The sequence below is a fragment of the Microbacterium sp. ER1 genome (genome assembly GCF_023383675.1).
Lineage (GTDB): Bacteria > Actinomycetota > Actinomycetes > Actinomycetales > Microbacteriaceae > Microbacterium.
The window spans coordinates 201,416-213,881 of sequence record NZ_QCXO01000136.1 but is presented as its reverse complement, the minus strand read 5'-3'; the positions used below and the strand labels follow the sequence as shown (position 1 = coordinate 213,881).

At 70.7% G+C, this 12,466-nt stretch carries 16 protein-coding genes; 9 read left to right on the top strand and 7 right to left on the bottom strand.

Annotation, left to right across the window (positions count from 1 at the left end; all coding sequences use genetic code 11):
* The first annotated feature begins 13 nt into the window (after positions 1 to 13).
* Positions 14 to 670 carry a metal ABC transporter ATP-binding protein gene (locus BV453_RS11590; protein ID WP_085605757.1) on the top strand — a complete coding sequence of 219 codons (657 nt, stop codon included), beginning with the start codon at positions 14 to 16 and terminating at the stop codon, positions 668 to 670.
* 27 nt (positions 671 to 697) lie between these two features.
* Here BV453_RS11590 and BV453_RS11585 read toward each other — a convergent pair whose 3' ends face one another.
* Positions 698 to 1,042, bottom strand: coding sequence for a hypothetical protein (locus tag BV453_RS11585; RefSeq protein ID WP_025102549.1), 345 nt, complete (start codon positions 1,040 to 1,042; stop codon positions 698 to 700).
* A 109-nt stretch (positions 1,043 to 1,151) separates the two neighbouring features.
* Complete coding sequence (locus BV453_RS11580; protein ID WP_085605829.1) at positions 1,152 to 1,982, bottom strand: zinc-ribbon domain-containing protein; 831 nt, start codon at positions 1,980 to 1,982, stop codon at positions 1,152 to 1,154.
* Positions 1,983 to 2,150: 168 nt separating this feature from the next.
* Between BV453_RS11580 and BV453_RS11575 the strand changes: the two genes are divergently transcribed.
* Together BV453_RS11575 and BV453_RS11570 are read left to right on the top strand one after the other, a co-directional pair.
* Positions 2,151 to 2,642 carry a DUF1269 domain-containing protein gene (locus BV453_RS11575; RefSeq protein ID WP_025102547.1) on the top strand — a complete coding sequence of 164 codons (492 nt, stop codon included), beginning with the start codon at positions 2,151 to 2,153 and terminating at the stop codon, positions 2,640 to 2,642.
* Positions 2,643 to 2,727: 85 nt separating this feature from the next.
* Positions 2,728 to 3,243: a GNAT family N-acetyltransferase gene (locus BV453_RS11570; protein ID WP_249521642.1), complete on the top strand. Its 516-nt coding sequence runs from the start codon at positions 2,728 to 2,730 to the stop codon at positions 3,241 to 3,243.
* Positions 3,244 to 3,253: 10 nt separating this feature from the next.
* Here BV453_RS11570 and BV453_RS11565 read toward each other — a convergent pair whose 3' ends face one another.
* Positions 3,254 to 4,654: a threonine/serine exporter ThrE family protein gene (locus BV453_RS11565; protein WP_249521641.1), complete on the bottom strand. Its 1,401-nt coding sequence runs from the start codon at positions 4,652 to 4,654 to the stop codon at positions 3,254 to 3,256.
* Between the two features lie 135 nt (positions 4,655 to 4,789).
* On the opposite strand from BV453_RS11565, the gene BV453_RS11560 reads away from it, so the two are divergent.
* On the top strand, positions 4,790 to 6,217 hold the full coding sequence (locus tag BV453_RS11560) for a serine/threonine-protein kinase (RefSeq protein WP_085605763.1): 1,428 nt from the start codon (positions 4,790 to 4,792) through the stop codon (positions 6,215 to 6,217).
* 39 nt (positions 6,218 to 6,256) lie between these two features.
* Here the strand turns inward: BV453_RS11560 and BV453_RS11555 are convergent, their stop codons facing one another.
* From BV453_RS11555 to BV453_RS11545, 3 genes are all read right to left on the bottom strand, one after another.
* Positions 6,257 to 6,595 (bottom strand): hypothetical protein, encoded by a 339-nt coding sequence (locus BV453_RS11555; RefSeq protein WP_025102543.1) that lies wholly within the window; start codon positions 6,593 to 6,595, stop codon positions 6,257 to 6,259.
* A 151-nt stretch (positions 6,596 to 6,746) separates the two neighbouring features.
* Positions 6,747 to 7,181, bottom strand: a complete 435-nt coding sequence (gene soxR / locus BV453_RS11550) for a redox-sensitive transcriptional activator SoxR (protein ID WP_025102542.1) — start codon at positions 7,179 to 7,181, stop codon at positions 6,747 to 6,749.
* Positions 7,182 to 7,231: 50 nt separating this feature from the next.
* Positions 7,232 to 7,438: a hypothetical protein gene (locus BV453_RS11545; RefSeq protein WP_025102541.1), complete on the bottom strand. Its 207-nt coding sequence runs from the start codon at positions 7,436 to 7,438 to the stop codon at positions 7,232 to 7,234.
* 96 nt (positions 7,439 to 7,534) lie between these two features.
* Here BV453_RS11545 and BV453_RS11540 point away from each other — a divergent pair, with 96 nt between their 5' ends.
* The 4 genes from BV453_RS11540 to BV453_RS11525 all read left to right on the top strand — a co-directional run bounded on the left by BV453_RS11540 (position 7,535) and on the right by BV453_RS11525 (position 9,917).
* The gene (locus BV453_RS11540; protein WP_085605767.1) at positions 7,535 to 7,786 is read left to right on the top strand and encodes a VOC family protein; all 252 of its coding nucleotides are present in this window, start codon (positions 7,535 to 7,537) and stop codon (positions 7,784 to 7,786) included.
* 108 nt (positions 7,787 to 7,894) lie between these two features.
* Positions 7,895 to 9,220: an NAD(P)/FAD-dependent oxidoreductase gene (locus BV453_RS11535; RefSeq protein WP_249521640.1), complete on the top strand. Its 1,326-nt coding sequence runs from the start codon at positions 7,895 to 7,897 to the stop codon at positions 9,218 to 9,220.
* A gap of 107 nt (positions 9,221 to 9,327) precedes the next feature.
* A complete protein-coding gene (locus tag BV453_RS11530) occupies positions 9,328 to 9,492 on the top strand; it encodes a hypothetical protein (protein ID WP_164498166.1) in 165 nt (54 codons plus the stop codon).
* 56 nt (positions 9,493 to 9,548) lie between these two features.
* A complete protein-coding gene (locus BV453_RS11525) occupies positions 9,549 to 9,917 on the top strand; it encodes a hypothetical protein (protein WP_025102538.1) in 369 nt (122 codons plus the stop codon).
* Here the strand turns inward: BV453_RS11525 and BV453_RS11520 are convergent.
* The gene (locus tag BV453_RS11520; RefSeq protein ID WP_249521639.1) at positions 9,851 to 10,588 is read right to left on the bottom strand and encodes a cytochrome c oxidase assembly protein; all 738 of its coding nucleotides are present in this window, start codon (positions 10,586 to 10,588) and stop codon (positions 9,851 to 9,853) included. The two genes, BV453_RS11525 and BV453_RS11520, sit on opposite strands and share 67 nt — an antisense overlap.
* A 150-nt stretch (positions 10,589 to 10,738) precedes the next feature.
* Between BV453_RS11520 and BV453_RS11515 the strand changes: the two genes are divergently transcribed.
* Positions 10,739 to 12,466 (top strand): MDR family MFS transporter, encoded by a 1,728-nt coding sequence (locus BV453_RS11515; protein WP_060922712.1) that lies wholly within the window; start codon positions 10,739 to 10,741, stop codon positions 12,464 to 12,466.

The window sequence follows — 12,466 nt, the reverse complement described above, 5'->3', positions numbered from 1 at the left end:
ATAAACTGGAGACATGACGAGAACCCTCCGTGCTGCCGACGGCGCCCTGCGTCTCGACGGCGTCTCCGTCCGGCTCGGCGACCACGAGGCCCTGCGCGGCGTCACCTTGGAGGTGGAGGCGGGTGAGTTCGTCGTCGTCACCGGTCCGAACGGCGCGGGGAAGTCGACGCTCCTGGAGGTGGCCGCCGGGGTGCGCTCACCGACCAGGGGGCGGCGGAGTGCGACCGGGCCGATCGCCTTCGTGCCGCAGCGCGCCGCAGTGCCCCCGGGCCTTCCGCTCACCGCGCGAGACGTCGTGACGGTCGGGACGTGGCGTCGGCTCGGGGCCTTCCGCCGGCGGGATCGGCGGGCGCGTGCGGCGGTGGCGGCGGCGATGGAGCGCACCGCTGTGTCGGCTCTGCAGCGCCTGCCGTTCGCGACGCTGTCCGGCGGCCAGCAGCAGCGTGTGCTCCTGGCTCACGGGCTCGCGGGGGAAGCAGGCGTCCTGCTCGTGGATGAGCCGACGACGGCCCTGGACGCCGCATCGGTCCGTCGCATCCGGGCAGTGCTGCGGGAGGAGGCGGATCGCGGGGCGGTCGTCCTCTGCGTCACACACGATGCTACCCTGATCGCCGATGCCGACCGCGAGGTCGCGCTCCGCGACGGCATGAGGCTCTCTGCGTCGCGCTGAGGGGACCAGCCGCTCAGCGGAGCGCGATCAGAGGCCGTGGCCCATGTCGAAGTCGGAGAGCGCGGGGACCTCGATGTCGCCGGGAGACGACGAGTCGCTCCGCGGCTTCGGGAACAGGCGGTGGGCCTGCAGTTCGTCGACCTCGGCGGAGAAGTCGGGATCAGGTTCCCCGGTGTGGTGGGGGCTGACGAGCACGTCGTTGCCGACGCCGACGAGGAGGTCGGCCCAGTCCTTCTCGCCCTCCAGGAGGATCGGGATCTCGACCGCTTCGGACTCGCCCTCCCTGGCGATGGCGGCGGCCAGGGCGAGCAGCGTCTCCGCGACGTCGTCAGAGGTGATGAGCTGCTGGCCGGCGTAGGAGACGAGTTTCATGCGGGCATCATCGCCTGCCCGCCGCCGTCGCGCACGGGGGTTGCGCTCGCGGGCGAGAACCGTTAGGTCGCTCCGCCTTCGAGTATCTAACTGGGTGAGGTACCGCACGTCAGCGCAGGTAGGCATCGACGAGGAGGGCGCCACGGATGTCGCGGAGCCGGTCGACCAGCCGGGTGATGCCGCTCGCACCGAGGGAGGTGAGCGGGAGGTCGAAGGGCCCGAGGGGCTCGAGCTTCCCCATCCGCACCCGCACGACCTCCCAGCCGGCGCCGCGCACCGCGCGATCCTTCCGGCGATCGGTCTCCTCCCTCTTCCCGACGTGCTCCAGCCCGTGTCGGCCGACCGTGTCGTACTCGATCGCGATCCGCAGTTCCGGGAGCAGGATGTCGGGCCACACCTCCGTATGCCGGAAGAACGGCCGCGCGACCTTGATCGCGTTGACGTCGTCGGGGAACACCAGTCGCGCCGCCAGTGCCTCCCGCAGCTTCCCCTCCGCCGCCGAAGCCGGCTTCGGAGCGCACGCGCTCAGGAACGCCGTGCCCGTCGGCAGCGCGGGAGTCTTCGTGCACAGCGCCGGCGCGGGCTTCTTCGGGCGAGCGGGGAGTGCCCGCGCCTCTCCGAGGATCACGGGCTGCGGACGCGCCAGCGCCGCGCATTCGGGGCACCAGGACGAGCGCCGTCGCACCCGCCCCGGGCGTTCGCGCTGCTCGGTCGGCGTCGCCGCGAACAGATGGCCGACGGCGCATTCCCAGCAGAGCAGCACATCGGCCGCCAACGGGATCTGCGAGAGCGTGATGCCGTGGTTGAGCTCCGGGTGATACTGCCGGATGAGCTCGGGGTAGGCCGCCCACGCCGCCCGGTAGGTGCCGACCGCGTAGGGCACGTCGAGTCCGCGCGAGAACTGGCGTCTCGCCCACCACTGCTGCACGGGCTCGGGCACGACAGCGACGGTAGGCGAGGCCACGGACATCGCCGCTGCGGAGTCACCAGGGTGAACATCGACGGCTGCTCTGTCGTGTCCGCAGGGGCGCGCCTAGGGTCGGTGGCGAAGACCGGTGCCTCTGCGCGCGTGGAGAGCATCTCCGATCGCAACCGAAAGCAGGAAACCATGGCTGAACTGATCGTCATCTCCTATGACACCGAGAGCGACGCGGAGGGTGCTTACAACCGCGTCCAGGCCCTGCAGGACGACCTCGTCGTCGAGCTCGCCGGCCTCGCGCTCGTGAAGGTGGACGGCGAGGGCAAGACGAAGGTGGAGTACCCGGGCGCCGGGAGCAGGATCGGCCTCGGCGTCGCCTCCGGCGCTCTGTTCGGTGCGCTGATCGGCATCCTGTTCTTCATCCCGGTCGCCGGCCTGGTGTTCGGCGGCCTCCTCGGGGCCCTGTTCTCCGGCCTCGACAAGACCGGCATCGACGCCGAGTTCCGCGACCGCGTGAAGGCCACCGTGACGGCAGGCAAGTCCGCCGTCGTCATCTACGCGCTCAAGCTCACGGAGGACAAGTTCGCCGAGGCGCTGGCCCCGTACAACGGCACCGTCGTGCAGACCTCGCTGTCGAAGGAGGACGAGGCCGAGCTGGTCAAGGACCTCGGCGGCCACTGACCGCCGACCGATGCGCCCGTCGTGGATCCGTCCGCGGCGGGCGCATCGGGTGTCGGGTGTCGGAGGGGCGTGACAGGCTGCGAACGTGGACACGCTGAGCCTCCGGCCCTGGTCGGCCGACGATCTCCCTCTCCTGCACGCGGCGAACGCCCCGGAGATGACGGTGCACCTCAACGGGCCGGAGAGTGCGGCGGAGGTGCAGGCGCGTCACGAGCGGTACCTGCGTCTCGTCGCGGGGGACGAGGCCCTGATGTTCGCGATCATCGACGACGAGGGGCAGCCTCTCGGCTCGATCGGCGCGTGGCGGATCACGTGGCACGACGAGCCGGCGTGGGAGACCGGCTGGTTCGTGCTGCCTGCTGCACAGGGCCGGCGAGTGGCCGCCCGGGCTCTGGCTCTGCTCGTCGATGTCCTCCGCGATCGCGCAGGGGAGGGGCGTTCGCTGCTCGCGTTCCCCGCGGTCGACAACCCGGCGTCGAACGCGGTGTGTCAGCGGGGCGGATTCACCCGTCAGAGAACCCTCACGGAGCAGTTCCGCGGAGCCGAGCTCACGGTCAACGAATGGGTGCTCGACCTCGCCGCCGACTCCTCGGCGGCATGACCTCGTCGGGTCAGCGGCGCACGCGCGCCCTGGTCTTCGCGACGCCGGCGAGGGTCGCTCGTACCGGCGTTCCGAGGTAGAGGCCGAGGGAGGCGCCGGAGGCGAGCGCGATCCCGATCACGGCGGCGTCGATCAGCGATCCGCCGACGGTGAGCATCCCGGTGGAGGTGCCCGCTGCGTGCACGACCTCGAGGAGGCCCTGGAACACCGCGACACCGGGCACGAGCGGGACGATCGCGGCGGTCGTCACCGCGACCGAGGGCACGTGCAGGTTGTGCGCGATGAGCATGCCGATGAAGCTCGCCAGCAGTGCTCCGACCGCGCTCGCCGCGGCCGGGTGGAGCTGGAGCGCGACGGTGCCCGCGTACCCGGCAAGGGTGACGGCGCTGAGCAGGGCGCTGACGAGGATGATGCGGATGCCCGCGCCGTTGAACACGGCCACGGCGACCGCGATGATGATGGCCCCGACGAACTGGTTGAGCAGCGGGCCGAAGGGCGCTGGGTCGTCCGGCAGCTCCATCGTGAAGCCGAGCACGCCGCCGAGCTCCAGGCCGACGAGGATGCCGATGACCACCCCGAGCGTCTGCATCGTCAGGTCGAGGATGCGGCCGCCGGCCGTGAGCGCGAAGCCGTCGATGGCGTCCTGCGCGGCGCCCACCACCGTGAGCCCGGCGAGCATGAGCACGATGCCCGAGGCGACGATGATCGACGGGCGGATGCCGACGAACGGTTCGATCCCCGCGCTGCCGAGCGCCGAGACGGCGACCGCGACGACCGTGGTGACGAGGCCTCCCGCGATCTGGCTGAAGAACAGCGGCACTCGCAGCCGGGCCAGGCCCGCCTGGGTGAGCGCCGCCCCCAGCGCGGCGACGAAGGTGAGGCCCACGATGAGCGGGGAGGCGCCGAGCATGATGCTCACGCCGACCGCGAGGAGCGCCCGTGCGACGATCACCACGGACTGCTGGTAGCGGAAGGGCACGCGACGGATGACCCGGAACGCGGTGCGTGCGGATTCCAGATCCAGGCCGCCGTCGATGTCGGCCACGAGCGCCTGCACGCGCTGCAGCTTGGCGTGGTCGGGGGCGGCCACGCGGACCACGCGGACGAGCGTCTCGGGCCACACCTCCCCGCTGAGGTGGAAGGACACCGTGATCGAGTTGTAGGTCACATCGACCTGGACGCCCTTGAGGCCGTACGCCTCGCAGACGCGCGTGATGGCGAGCGTGACCTCGTGCGCGGAGGCGCCGACCGCGAACATCGACTCCCCGATGCGCGTCGCCAGATCGAGGACCCGCGGCACCGTGTGCTCGTCGATCACGGGCATCGCCTCGGTGTGGGCGACGGAGGACGGATCCGTGTGCAGCAGCCGGCGGACGGACAGGAGCAGTCGCTGGGGGGAACGCGCGGGCATATCTCCCATTCTCCCGCGGACGAGGGCCACCCGATCGACGGCCCGTCTGTCAAGGCCCGAGACGGCCCCCCGGCCCTGCTTCTACAGTGGGGTCTCGCCGCGCCGCTCCCGACGCCGTGGCAGGAGGATTCGACGATGACGGATGACTCGCTTCCCACGGAGGCGCTGCTCGATGGGCGCTACCATCTCCGGGAGTGCGTCGGGCAGGGCGGGATGGCCCGAGTGTACCGCGCGGAGGATTCGCTGCTCGGGCGCACGGTCGCCATCAAGATGCTCCGCGCGGAGACCGAACAGGGTGCCGCCTCCGAGCGCGCCCGCGGCGAGATGACCGTGCTCGCCTCGCTCAACCACCCCGCGCTGGTCACGCTGTATGACGCGCAACTGCATCCGGGACGGGCGGAATACCTGGTGATGGAGTTCGTCGACGGCCCGACCCTCGCCGAGCGGATCGCCCAGGGGCCGCTGCCCTCGGACGAGGTGGCGGCGCTCGCGGCTGATCTGGCGGAGGCCCTCCATGTTGTGCACGGCGCGGGGATCGTCCACCGCGACATCAAGCCCTCCAATGTCCTGCTCACCGGGCGCTCCCTCGCCGGGAGCCGGTCGGGCGCCAAGCTCGCCGACTTCGGGATCTCGGTGCTCGTGGACGCGGCCCGGCTGACGTCTCCCGGAACCGTGATCGGTACCGCGGCATACCTGGCGCCGGAGCAGTTGAACGGCGCGGCGCCGGCGCCTGCCGCCGACATCTATGCGCTGGGCCTGGTCCTGCGCGAAGCGCTCACGGGAGAGCGCGCTTTCGCGGAGGCCGAGGGGATCGGTGCCACCCTTGCCCGCTTGATCGATCCCCCCGCGATTCCGGAATCCGTGGGTCCGGCATGGTCCGCGCTGCTGCAGCGGATGACCGCGACGGATCCGGAGGACCGGCCGAGCGCCGCCGGCGTCTTCGCAGCGGTGTCCGCCCTCGCGCACGACCCCTCGATTCCGCCGCGGCCCCCGGTTCCGGCTCCGATCGCCGCCGCAGCGCTCGCGGAACGGGAGCCGGCCGGTCCGTCTGCTCCGACACGAACCCTCGTGCTGCCCGCTCCTCCGTCTCCCGAGGTCGGGATGCTCCGCTCCCGGACTCCTCGCCTGCAGCGGGCTCGGCGACGCCGCGGACTCCTGACCGGAGCCGTGGCGGTCGCGGTCGCCCTCACCGTCGCCGGAACGCTCTGGGCGGCCGGAGCGCTCAACCCGAACCCTGTGGTGACCCCTGTCGACACCGAACCGACCCCGCGCTCGTCGCCCACGCCGGCGGTCGTCGTGCCCGTCACCGTGCCGGAAGAGGCGGACACGCCGGCGACCCCGGTCGAGGCCCCGGCTCCGGAACCGGCGCCCGACGTGCCGGACGACAAGAAGGCAGAGAAGGCTCAGGAGGCAGCTCAGAAGGCCGCCGACGAGCAGCGGAAGGCCGAGGAGGACGCGCAGAAGAAGGCCGAGAAGGCTCAGGAGCGCGCCGAGAAGGAAGCGGAGAAGGCCCAGGAGAAGGCCGAGAAGGCGAAGGGGGAGGACACCGACCTCGAGGACTGAGTCCTCGGGCCTGTGCGTTCCTCTACGGCGGAGCCGGTGTCAGACGGCGAGATCCGCGAGCTGCCGGGAGGCGGTGCTCGTCTCCGTCGGCTCCGGCACCAGATACAGGCCGTTCGGCGTGTTCGCGGTGAACGCCAGCGCGTCCACCCACCGCCGGTTGATGGCCGGAGGCCTGCTGCCGAAGAACTTGAACACGATGTTCGAGTGCGCATGCACCCAGACCGTCGTCCGGCCGCCCCCGACGGAGGCGTCTTCCTTCCACGAGAACGGCATCGGTTCGCCGCGCCGGAGCTTCGTCGTCATGACGAGCTGGATATGTGTGAGAGCGCGGTCCTCGATCTCGATCTTCGGACCGCCCTCATAGATGAACTTGCCCATTCGATGGATCCTTCGTTCCATCTCCACAGGAACCCGTTGCCAAGAGGCGCAACCATGCCGATCGCTGGTGGGGATGTCTCCACGCTCTCACCGATCCGGGCTTTGTACCACCCCTCCTTCGTCCATCCGGTCGCGGCGGACGTCCCGGTTCTCAGATGCGGCGGGGGCCGGGGCCGCTCTCGCCGAGGGCGTCCTCCGGATTGAGCAGGCGGCAGGCCTTGAGGGACAGGCAGCCGCAGCCGATGCAGCCCGCGAGCTCGCGCTGCAGATGCTCGAGCTGGGTCCGCCGCTCCTCGAGCTCGGCGCGCCAGCGCTTGGCCACGCGGCGCCAATCGCCGTGCGAGGGCGGGGCGTCGACGGGCAGGGTCTGGAAGAGCTCTTGGACCTCGCTGAGCGGGATGCCGATGCGCTTGGCCACCACGATGATCGAGATCCGTCGCAGCATGTGGCGGCGATAGCGTCGCTGATTACCCGGCGTGCGCGTCGACGCGATGAGGCCGAGCTGCTCGTAGAAGTGCAGCGCGGAGGGCGCGACGCCCGTGCGTCGGGTGACCTCCCCGATCGGGAGGAGATCGTCCGGTTCCATCCGCCGCCCTTCCGTAGACCTCAACAATACTTGAGGAACGGGCGGAACGGTCAGCGCGAGGTCGGCGGAAGCTTGTCGACGCCGTGGCGGTTCGGCTTGTCTGGCTCGGCCGCGGTCTCCGGGGTCACGTCCGGGCTGTCGGCCGGCGCGCCCGACGTCGGATAGTGCGGCTCGTCGATCTCGACGGCCTTGTCCCGCTCGTCCGCCGGGGGCAGGTGGTCCAAGGGCTGCTTGATGTCATCGGGGTGGTGGCTCATGGCCCCAGGGTGCGCTGTGCCGCGTGCGGCACCCAAGGGGGTTGTCATCCGGCCCGCCGTGTGGTCGGTGGGTGGCGCTACTACGGGTCGAGCGCCATGCTCCGCGCCGAAGGCGGTCCGGATCTCATGCTCTGGGAGGCGCCGGGGCACGCGCCGATGAAGCTCACGGTGTCGGGGGAGGAGCGGCCGCTCTTCTTCCTGCGCACGACCGAGATCCACGCGCTCGCCGAGCGGTTCGCGGCAGAGGGCGTCGAGGTGGTGAGCTTCGACGACGGCGGCTTCGCCCTCTTCCTGAAGTTCTTCGACCCGGACGGCACCCTGCTCGGACTCATCCAGCACGCCGCCTGAGCCCGGCGTCGCGCGCGGGTCGTCGGGCTCCGCGGCCCTGTCGGTGGGTGCCGGGCTGGGCTATCGTCGGGGCACGGCTCCGCGCGGAGGGGCTGCGAGGAGGAGCGCATGGAGCAGGTCGACACGGTGATCGTGGGCGCGGGCGTGGCGGGATTGACGGCGGCGCGGCTGCTGCAGGATGCCGGGCGGACGGTCGTGGTGCTCGAAGCGCGCGACCGGATCGGCGGCCGGGTGCACACGGATCGGACCGACGGCATCGTCGATCTCGGCGCCTCGTGGATCCACGGTGTCGACGGCAGCCCGGTAGCGGCGGCTGCCGAGGCCTTCGGCATGCGGACCGTGGAGTTCACCGTCGGCGGTTTCCAGGTGGACAGCCGGCCGATCGCCTATCACGGCCCCGACGGGCGCCCGCTCTCCGCCGAGGAGACGCGCGCCTTCGCCGCCGATGTCCACGCGGTGGACGCCGTGCTCCCGGACATCATCGCCACCTCCCGCCCCACGGCCTCCTACCGCGACGTCACGGACGAGGCCCTCTCGCGCCAGGGATGGAGCGCCGAGCGTACGCAGCGGGTGCGGGAGTACCTGGAGCATCGCGCCGAGGAGCAGTACGGGGCGTGGATCGAGGACCTCGCCGCGCACGGCCTCGACGACGACGCGATCGAGGGCGACGAGGTCGTGTTCCCCGACGGGTACGGCGTGCTCCCGGAGCGCCTGGCCGAAGGCCTCGACATCCGGCTGGAGCACCTCGTCACCCGTGTCGACTGGAGCGACGACGGCGTCTGGGTGCGGACCTCGCACGGCGACTTCTCCGGGGACACGACCGTCATCACGGTTCCCGTCGGCGTGCTGCAGGCCGGAACCATGGAGATCGTCCCTCCGCTGCCGCCGGTGAACGCCGAGGCGCTGGGGCGGCTGCGCATGAACGCCTTCGAGAAGGTCTTCCTGCGGTTCCCGACGCGGTTCTGGGAGGACGGGGTGTACGCCCTCCGGCAGCAGGGCCCCGAGGCGCGATGGTGGCACTCCTGGTACGACCTCACCGCGCTGCACGACGAGCCGCTCCTGCTCACCTTCGCCGCCGGGCCCGCCGCGGCAGCCACGCGGGACTGGAGCGATGCGGAGGTGCAGGCCTCGATCATGGCGCAGCTCCGCCGGCTCTACGGCGACGGAATCCCCGATCCGATCGGGATGCGCCGCACGGCCTGGCAGGACGATCCGTTCGCGCACGGGTCGTACGCGTACATGACGGTCGGGTCGATCACCGCGGATCACGACGACCTCGCCACCCCGGTCGGCGGCGTGCTGCACCTCGCCGGCGAGGCCACGTGGACCGACGATCCGGCCACGGTCCCGGCGGCCCTGTTCTCCGGGCATCGTGCGGCGGAGCGCATCCTCGGGCGGGCGGTCCCGATCGAACGACTGTGGACACCGGAGTGACATGCCCCGGCGCCGGCAGTGTGGCCGTCGCCATACGTGCGGTCAACCCCCTGCGTCATTCCTCGCCGCCGCGCATACGGTCGTCGGACCGAACAGAGGAGGAGAGCATGAGCGACCCCCAGAACACGCAGGGCACCCCCGGCGCCGACGAGGAAGCCGACACGGCCTCCGGCGGCGCTCCCGACGACAGCGGTGAGAGCACCGACGACGTGCTCGAGCGCGAGACGACGGACGACGAGGGCAAGCCCCTCGAGAACCCGTCCGGCGGCTGACCGCCGCACCGCCCGAGGGTCAGCCGCGCCCCAGGTGGCGCGGCTACTCTCGGGTCATGCGCCGCATCGCTCTCGTCCCTCTGCTGCTCGCCGTCGGTCTCCTCGCCGGGTGTGCGCAGGTCACCCAGGCCGCGGGAGACGCGTTCGGAGTTCCGGTCGCGGAGACGTGCGCGACCATCGACGACGCGTACGCGCAGTATCAGGAGCTGCTGAGCCAGGGCGACGCGTCCGCGGAGCAGCTCGATGCCGCGCGCGACGACCTCGTCGCCACCCTCGACGGCGTCGCGGACGGAATGGACGGGCAGCTCGGCGACCTCATCCGCTCCGGCGCCGATCAGCTCGGCGGCATGACCGACCTTCAGGCCCCGGAGACGGTCGAGGCGATCGAGCGCCTCCACGACGGACTCTCCTCCTTCTGCGGCTGAGCCGGCTCGCGCGGTCGTGTCGCGACGTACCACTGCCGGAGCAGCAGCACGATGAGCAGTACGTCGACGGCGTCACCCGCGTAGAACATCAGCTCCGCTCCGATCCGCGCGTCCCCGGGGTCGACACCCACCGGAGGGTGTGCCCACAGCCACTTGGCGAGGATCGAGTGCGCGGCGATGAAGACGATGAGGACGGACGCCCGTACGGTGACGGAGGCTCGATGCGGATCGGGATCGAGGCCGAGGATGCTCGCGGTGAACAGATACCCCGTCAACAGGACGTGCAGGTGCACGGCAGCATGCAGCCACGGTGAGGCGTGCATGAGGGGGAACAGCGGCGTGGCGTAGAGGAGCCACACCCCGCCGATGTTGAGGGTGCCTGCGACCACGGGATGCGTGAGCACCCGGATCGGGGCGCTGCGCAGCACCCGGGAGAGCACACGAGCCTCGGCGACCGGAAGGGCGCGGAGGGCCAGGGCGGCGAACGGTCCGACGGTGCCGACCGCGGTGCACAGCAGACCGCTCATCCAGGCGGCCGTCCGTGGCCGCGGCCACGGACTGCGGTCGCGGGTCCGCCGCAGCGCGACGAGATACAGCACGGCGGCGCCGAGGAGGAGGACGAGGGCGAGGAAGGGGAGGACGTCGATGCCCCCCGCCCGTCGCATCCGCATCGAGGCCCGGAACCCGAGGCGGGTCGTCGTGCCGGTCGTGTGGATGCCGAGGCTTGTGGTCGACGACGCCGTCGAAGAGCTGGAAGAACCCGACCCCGATAGTTGCGAAACCGCAACTATCGGCGTATGGTTGATCTCGATCAACTTTCTATGCAGGAGCATTCCCCCGTGACACACACCTCATCCTCTTCCGAGACCGCGCGCTCGGCCCGCGAGGTCTTCACCGCGATCTCCGGCCTCATCGTCGGCATGTTCGTCGCCGTGCTCTCCGGCACGGTCGTCTCGACCTCGATGCCCGTCATCATCGCCGACCTCGGCGGCACCCAGTCGCAGTACACCTGGGTCATCACCGCGAGCCTTCTCGCCACCGCCGTCTCGACGCCGATCTGGGGCAAGCTCGCCGACCTCGTCGACCGCAAGGTCCTCATCCAGATCTCGCTCATCCTCTTCACGGTCGGCACGGTCATCGCCGGCTTCTCGACCGACACGAACATGCTCATCGCGGTCCGCGTCGTGCAGGGCATCGGCGTCGGCGGCCTCATGTCGCTCGTCATGATCGCCGTGGCCCTCATCATCTCCCCGCGCGAGCGCGGCAAGTACATGGGCGTCGTCGGCGGCATCATGGCCCTCGGCACGATCGGCGGCCCGCTGCTCGGCGGCGTCATCACCGACGCCTGGGGCTGGCGCGCCAACTTCTTCGTCGGCGTCCCGTTCGCGATCGTCGCGCTCGTCCTGCTGCAGTTCACCCTGCACCTGCCCAAGCCGCAGCGCGGCACCAAGGTGTCCATCGACTACTTCGGCATCGTCCTGCTCGCCGTGGGCGTCTCGACCCTGCTGATCTGGGTCTCCATGGGCGGCAACCAGTTCGACTGGGACTCCGGGACCAGCATCGCCCTCGCCGTCACCGCGGGCGTCGCCATCGCCGCCTTCGTCGCCGTGGAGTTCTTCGTCAAGGAACCCATCGTCCCGATGTCGCTGTTCCGCAACCGCACCTTCACGCTGTCGGTCATCGCCTCGATCGCGATCGGCGTCTCGATGTTCGCGACCTCGGTCTTCCTCGCGCAGTACTTCCAGCTGGCCCGTGGCGCCACGCCGACCGAGTCGGGCCTGATGACCATCCCCATGATCATCGGTCAGATGGGCGCGTCGATCATCATCGGACAGCTCGTCAGCCGCTTCGGCAAGTGGAAGGGCTGGATGGTTACCGGCTCGATCCTCGCCACCATCGGTGTGAGCCTGATGGCCACCCTGCGCTACGACACCCCGTTCACCCTGGTGGCCGTGTACATGTTCGTCCTCGGCGCCGGCCTCGGCATGGTCATGCAGAACCTCACCCTGATCGTGCAGAACGACACCGCGCCGCAGCAGCTGGGTGCCGCCTCGTCGAACGTCAACTTCTTCCGCACGATCGCCGGCACCATCGGCGTGACCGTCATGGGATCGCTGCTGTCGACCAGCGTGGCCGACTTCATGAAGGACGGCCTGAAGGGCTTCGTCCCGACCACGCCCGACGAGATCAGCGCCCTGGAGCGCCTGGGCTCCGGAGACGTGCCGAAGGTGGGCGAGCTGCCCGACACGATCCGCACGATCGTCGAGAGCGCCTACGGGCACGGCATCGCGGACGCGTTCATCCTCGCCATCCCGCTGGCCGTGATCGCGATCATCGCGATCGCGTTCATCAAGAACAAGCCGTTGTCCACCAAGAACGCCGCGGAGCAGCTGCGCGAGCAGGCCGAGGAGTCCGTCATCGAGGTCTCCGAGGCCGAGGTCGGCGCCAACCTCTCGACGGGGACGATCCGCACCGGGCAGGCCGGACCGGCGACCACCACGGGGTCGGTGAGCGTGCTCGAGCGCGACGATCGGAAGCAGGAGCGCTGA

Coding starts and splice junctions, on each gene's coding strand:
- BV453_RS11535 (WP_249521640.1), top strand. CDS start 7,895: ATGGAGCAGGTCGACACGGTGATCGTGGGCGCGGGCGTGGCGGGATTG.
- BV453_RS11560 (WP_085605763.1), top strand. CDS start 4,790: ATGACGGATGACTCGCTTCCCACGGAGGCGCTGCTCGATGGGCGCTAC.
- BV453_RS11530 (WP_164498166.1), top strand. CDS start 9,328: ATGAGCGACCCCCAGAACACGCAGGGCACCCCCGGCGCCGACGAGGAA.
- BV453_RS11555 (WP_025102543.1), bottom strand. CDS start 6,595: ATGGGCAAGTTCATCTATGAGGGCGGTCCGAAGATCGAGATCGAGGAC.
- BV453_RS11575 (WP_025102547.1), top strand. CDS start 2,151: ATGGCTGAACTGATCGTCATCTCCTATGACACCGAGAGCGACGCGGAG.
- BV453_RS11525 (WP_025102538.1), top strand. CDS start 9,549: ATGCGCCGCATCGCTCTCGTCCCTCTGCTGCTCGCCGTCGGTCTCCTC.
- BV453_RS11540 (WP_085605767.1), top strand. CDS start 7,535: ATGCTCCGCGCCGAAGGCGGTCCGGATCTCATGCTCTGGGAGGCGCCG.
- soxR (WP_025102542.1), bottom strand. CDS start 7,181: ATGGAACCGGACGATCTCCTCCCGATCGGGGAGGTCACCCGACGCACG.
- BV453_RS11565 (WP_249521641.1), bottom strand. CDS start 4,654: ATGCCCGCGCGTTCCCCCCAGCGACTGCTCCTGTCCGTCCGCCGGCTG.
- BV453_RS11520 (WP_249521639.1), bottom strand. CDS start 10,588: ATGCGGATGCGACGGGCGGGGGGCATCGACGTCCTCCCCTTCCTCGCC.
- BV453_RS11515 (WP_060922712.1), top strand. CDS start 10,739: ATGCAGGAGCATTCCCCCGTGACACACACCTCATCCTCTTCCGAGACC.
- BV453_RS11545 (WP_025102541.1), bottom strand. CDS start 7,438: ATGAGCCACCACCCCGATGACATCAAGCAGCCCTTGGACCACCTGCCC.
- BV453_RS11590 (WP_085605757.1), top strand. CDS start 14: ATGACGAGAACCCTCCGTGCTGCCGACGGCGCCCTGCGTCTCGACGGC.
- BV453_RS11585 (WP_025102549.1), bottom strand. CDS start 1,042: ATGAAACTCGTCTCCTACGCCGGCCAGCAGCTCATCACCTCTGACGAC.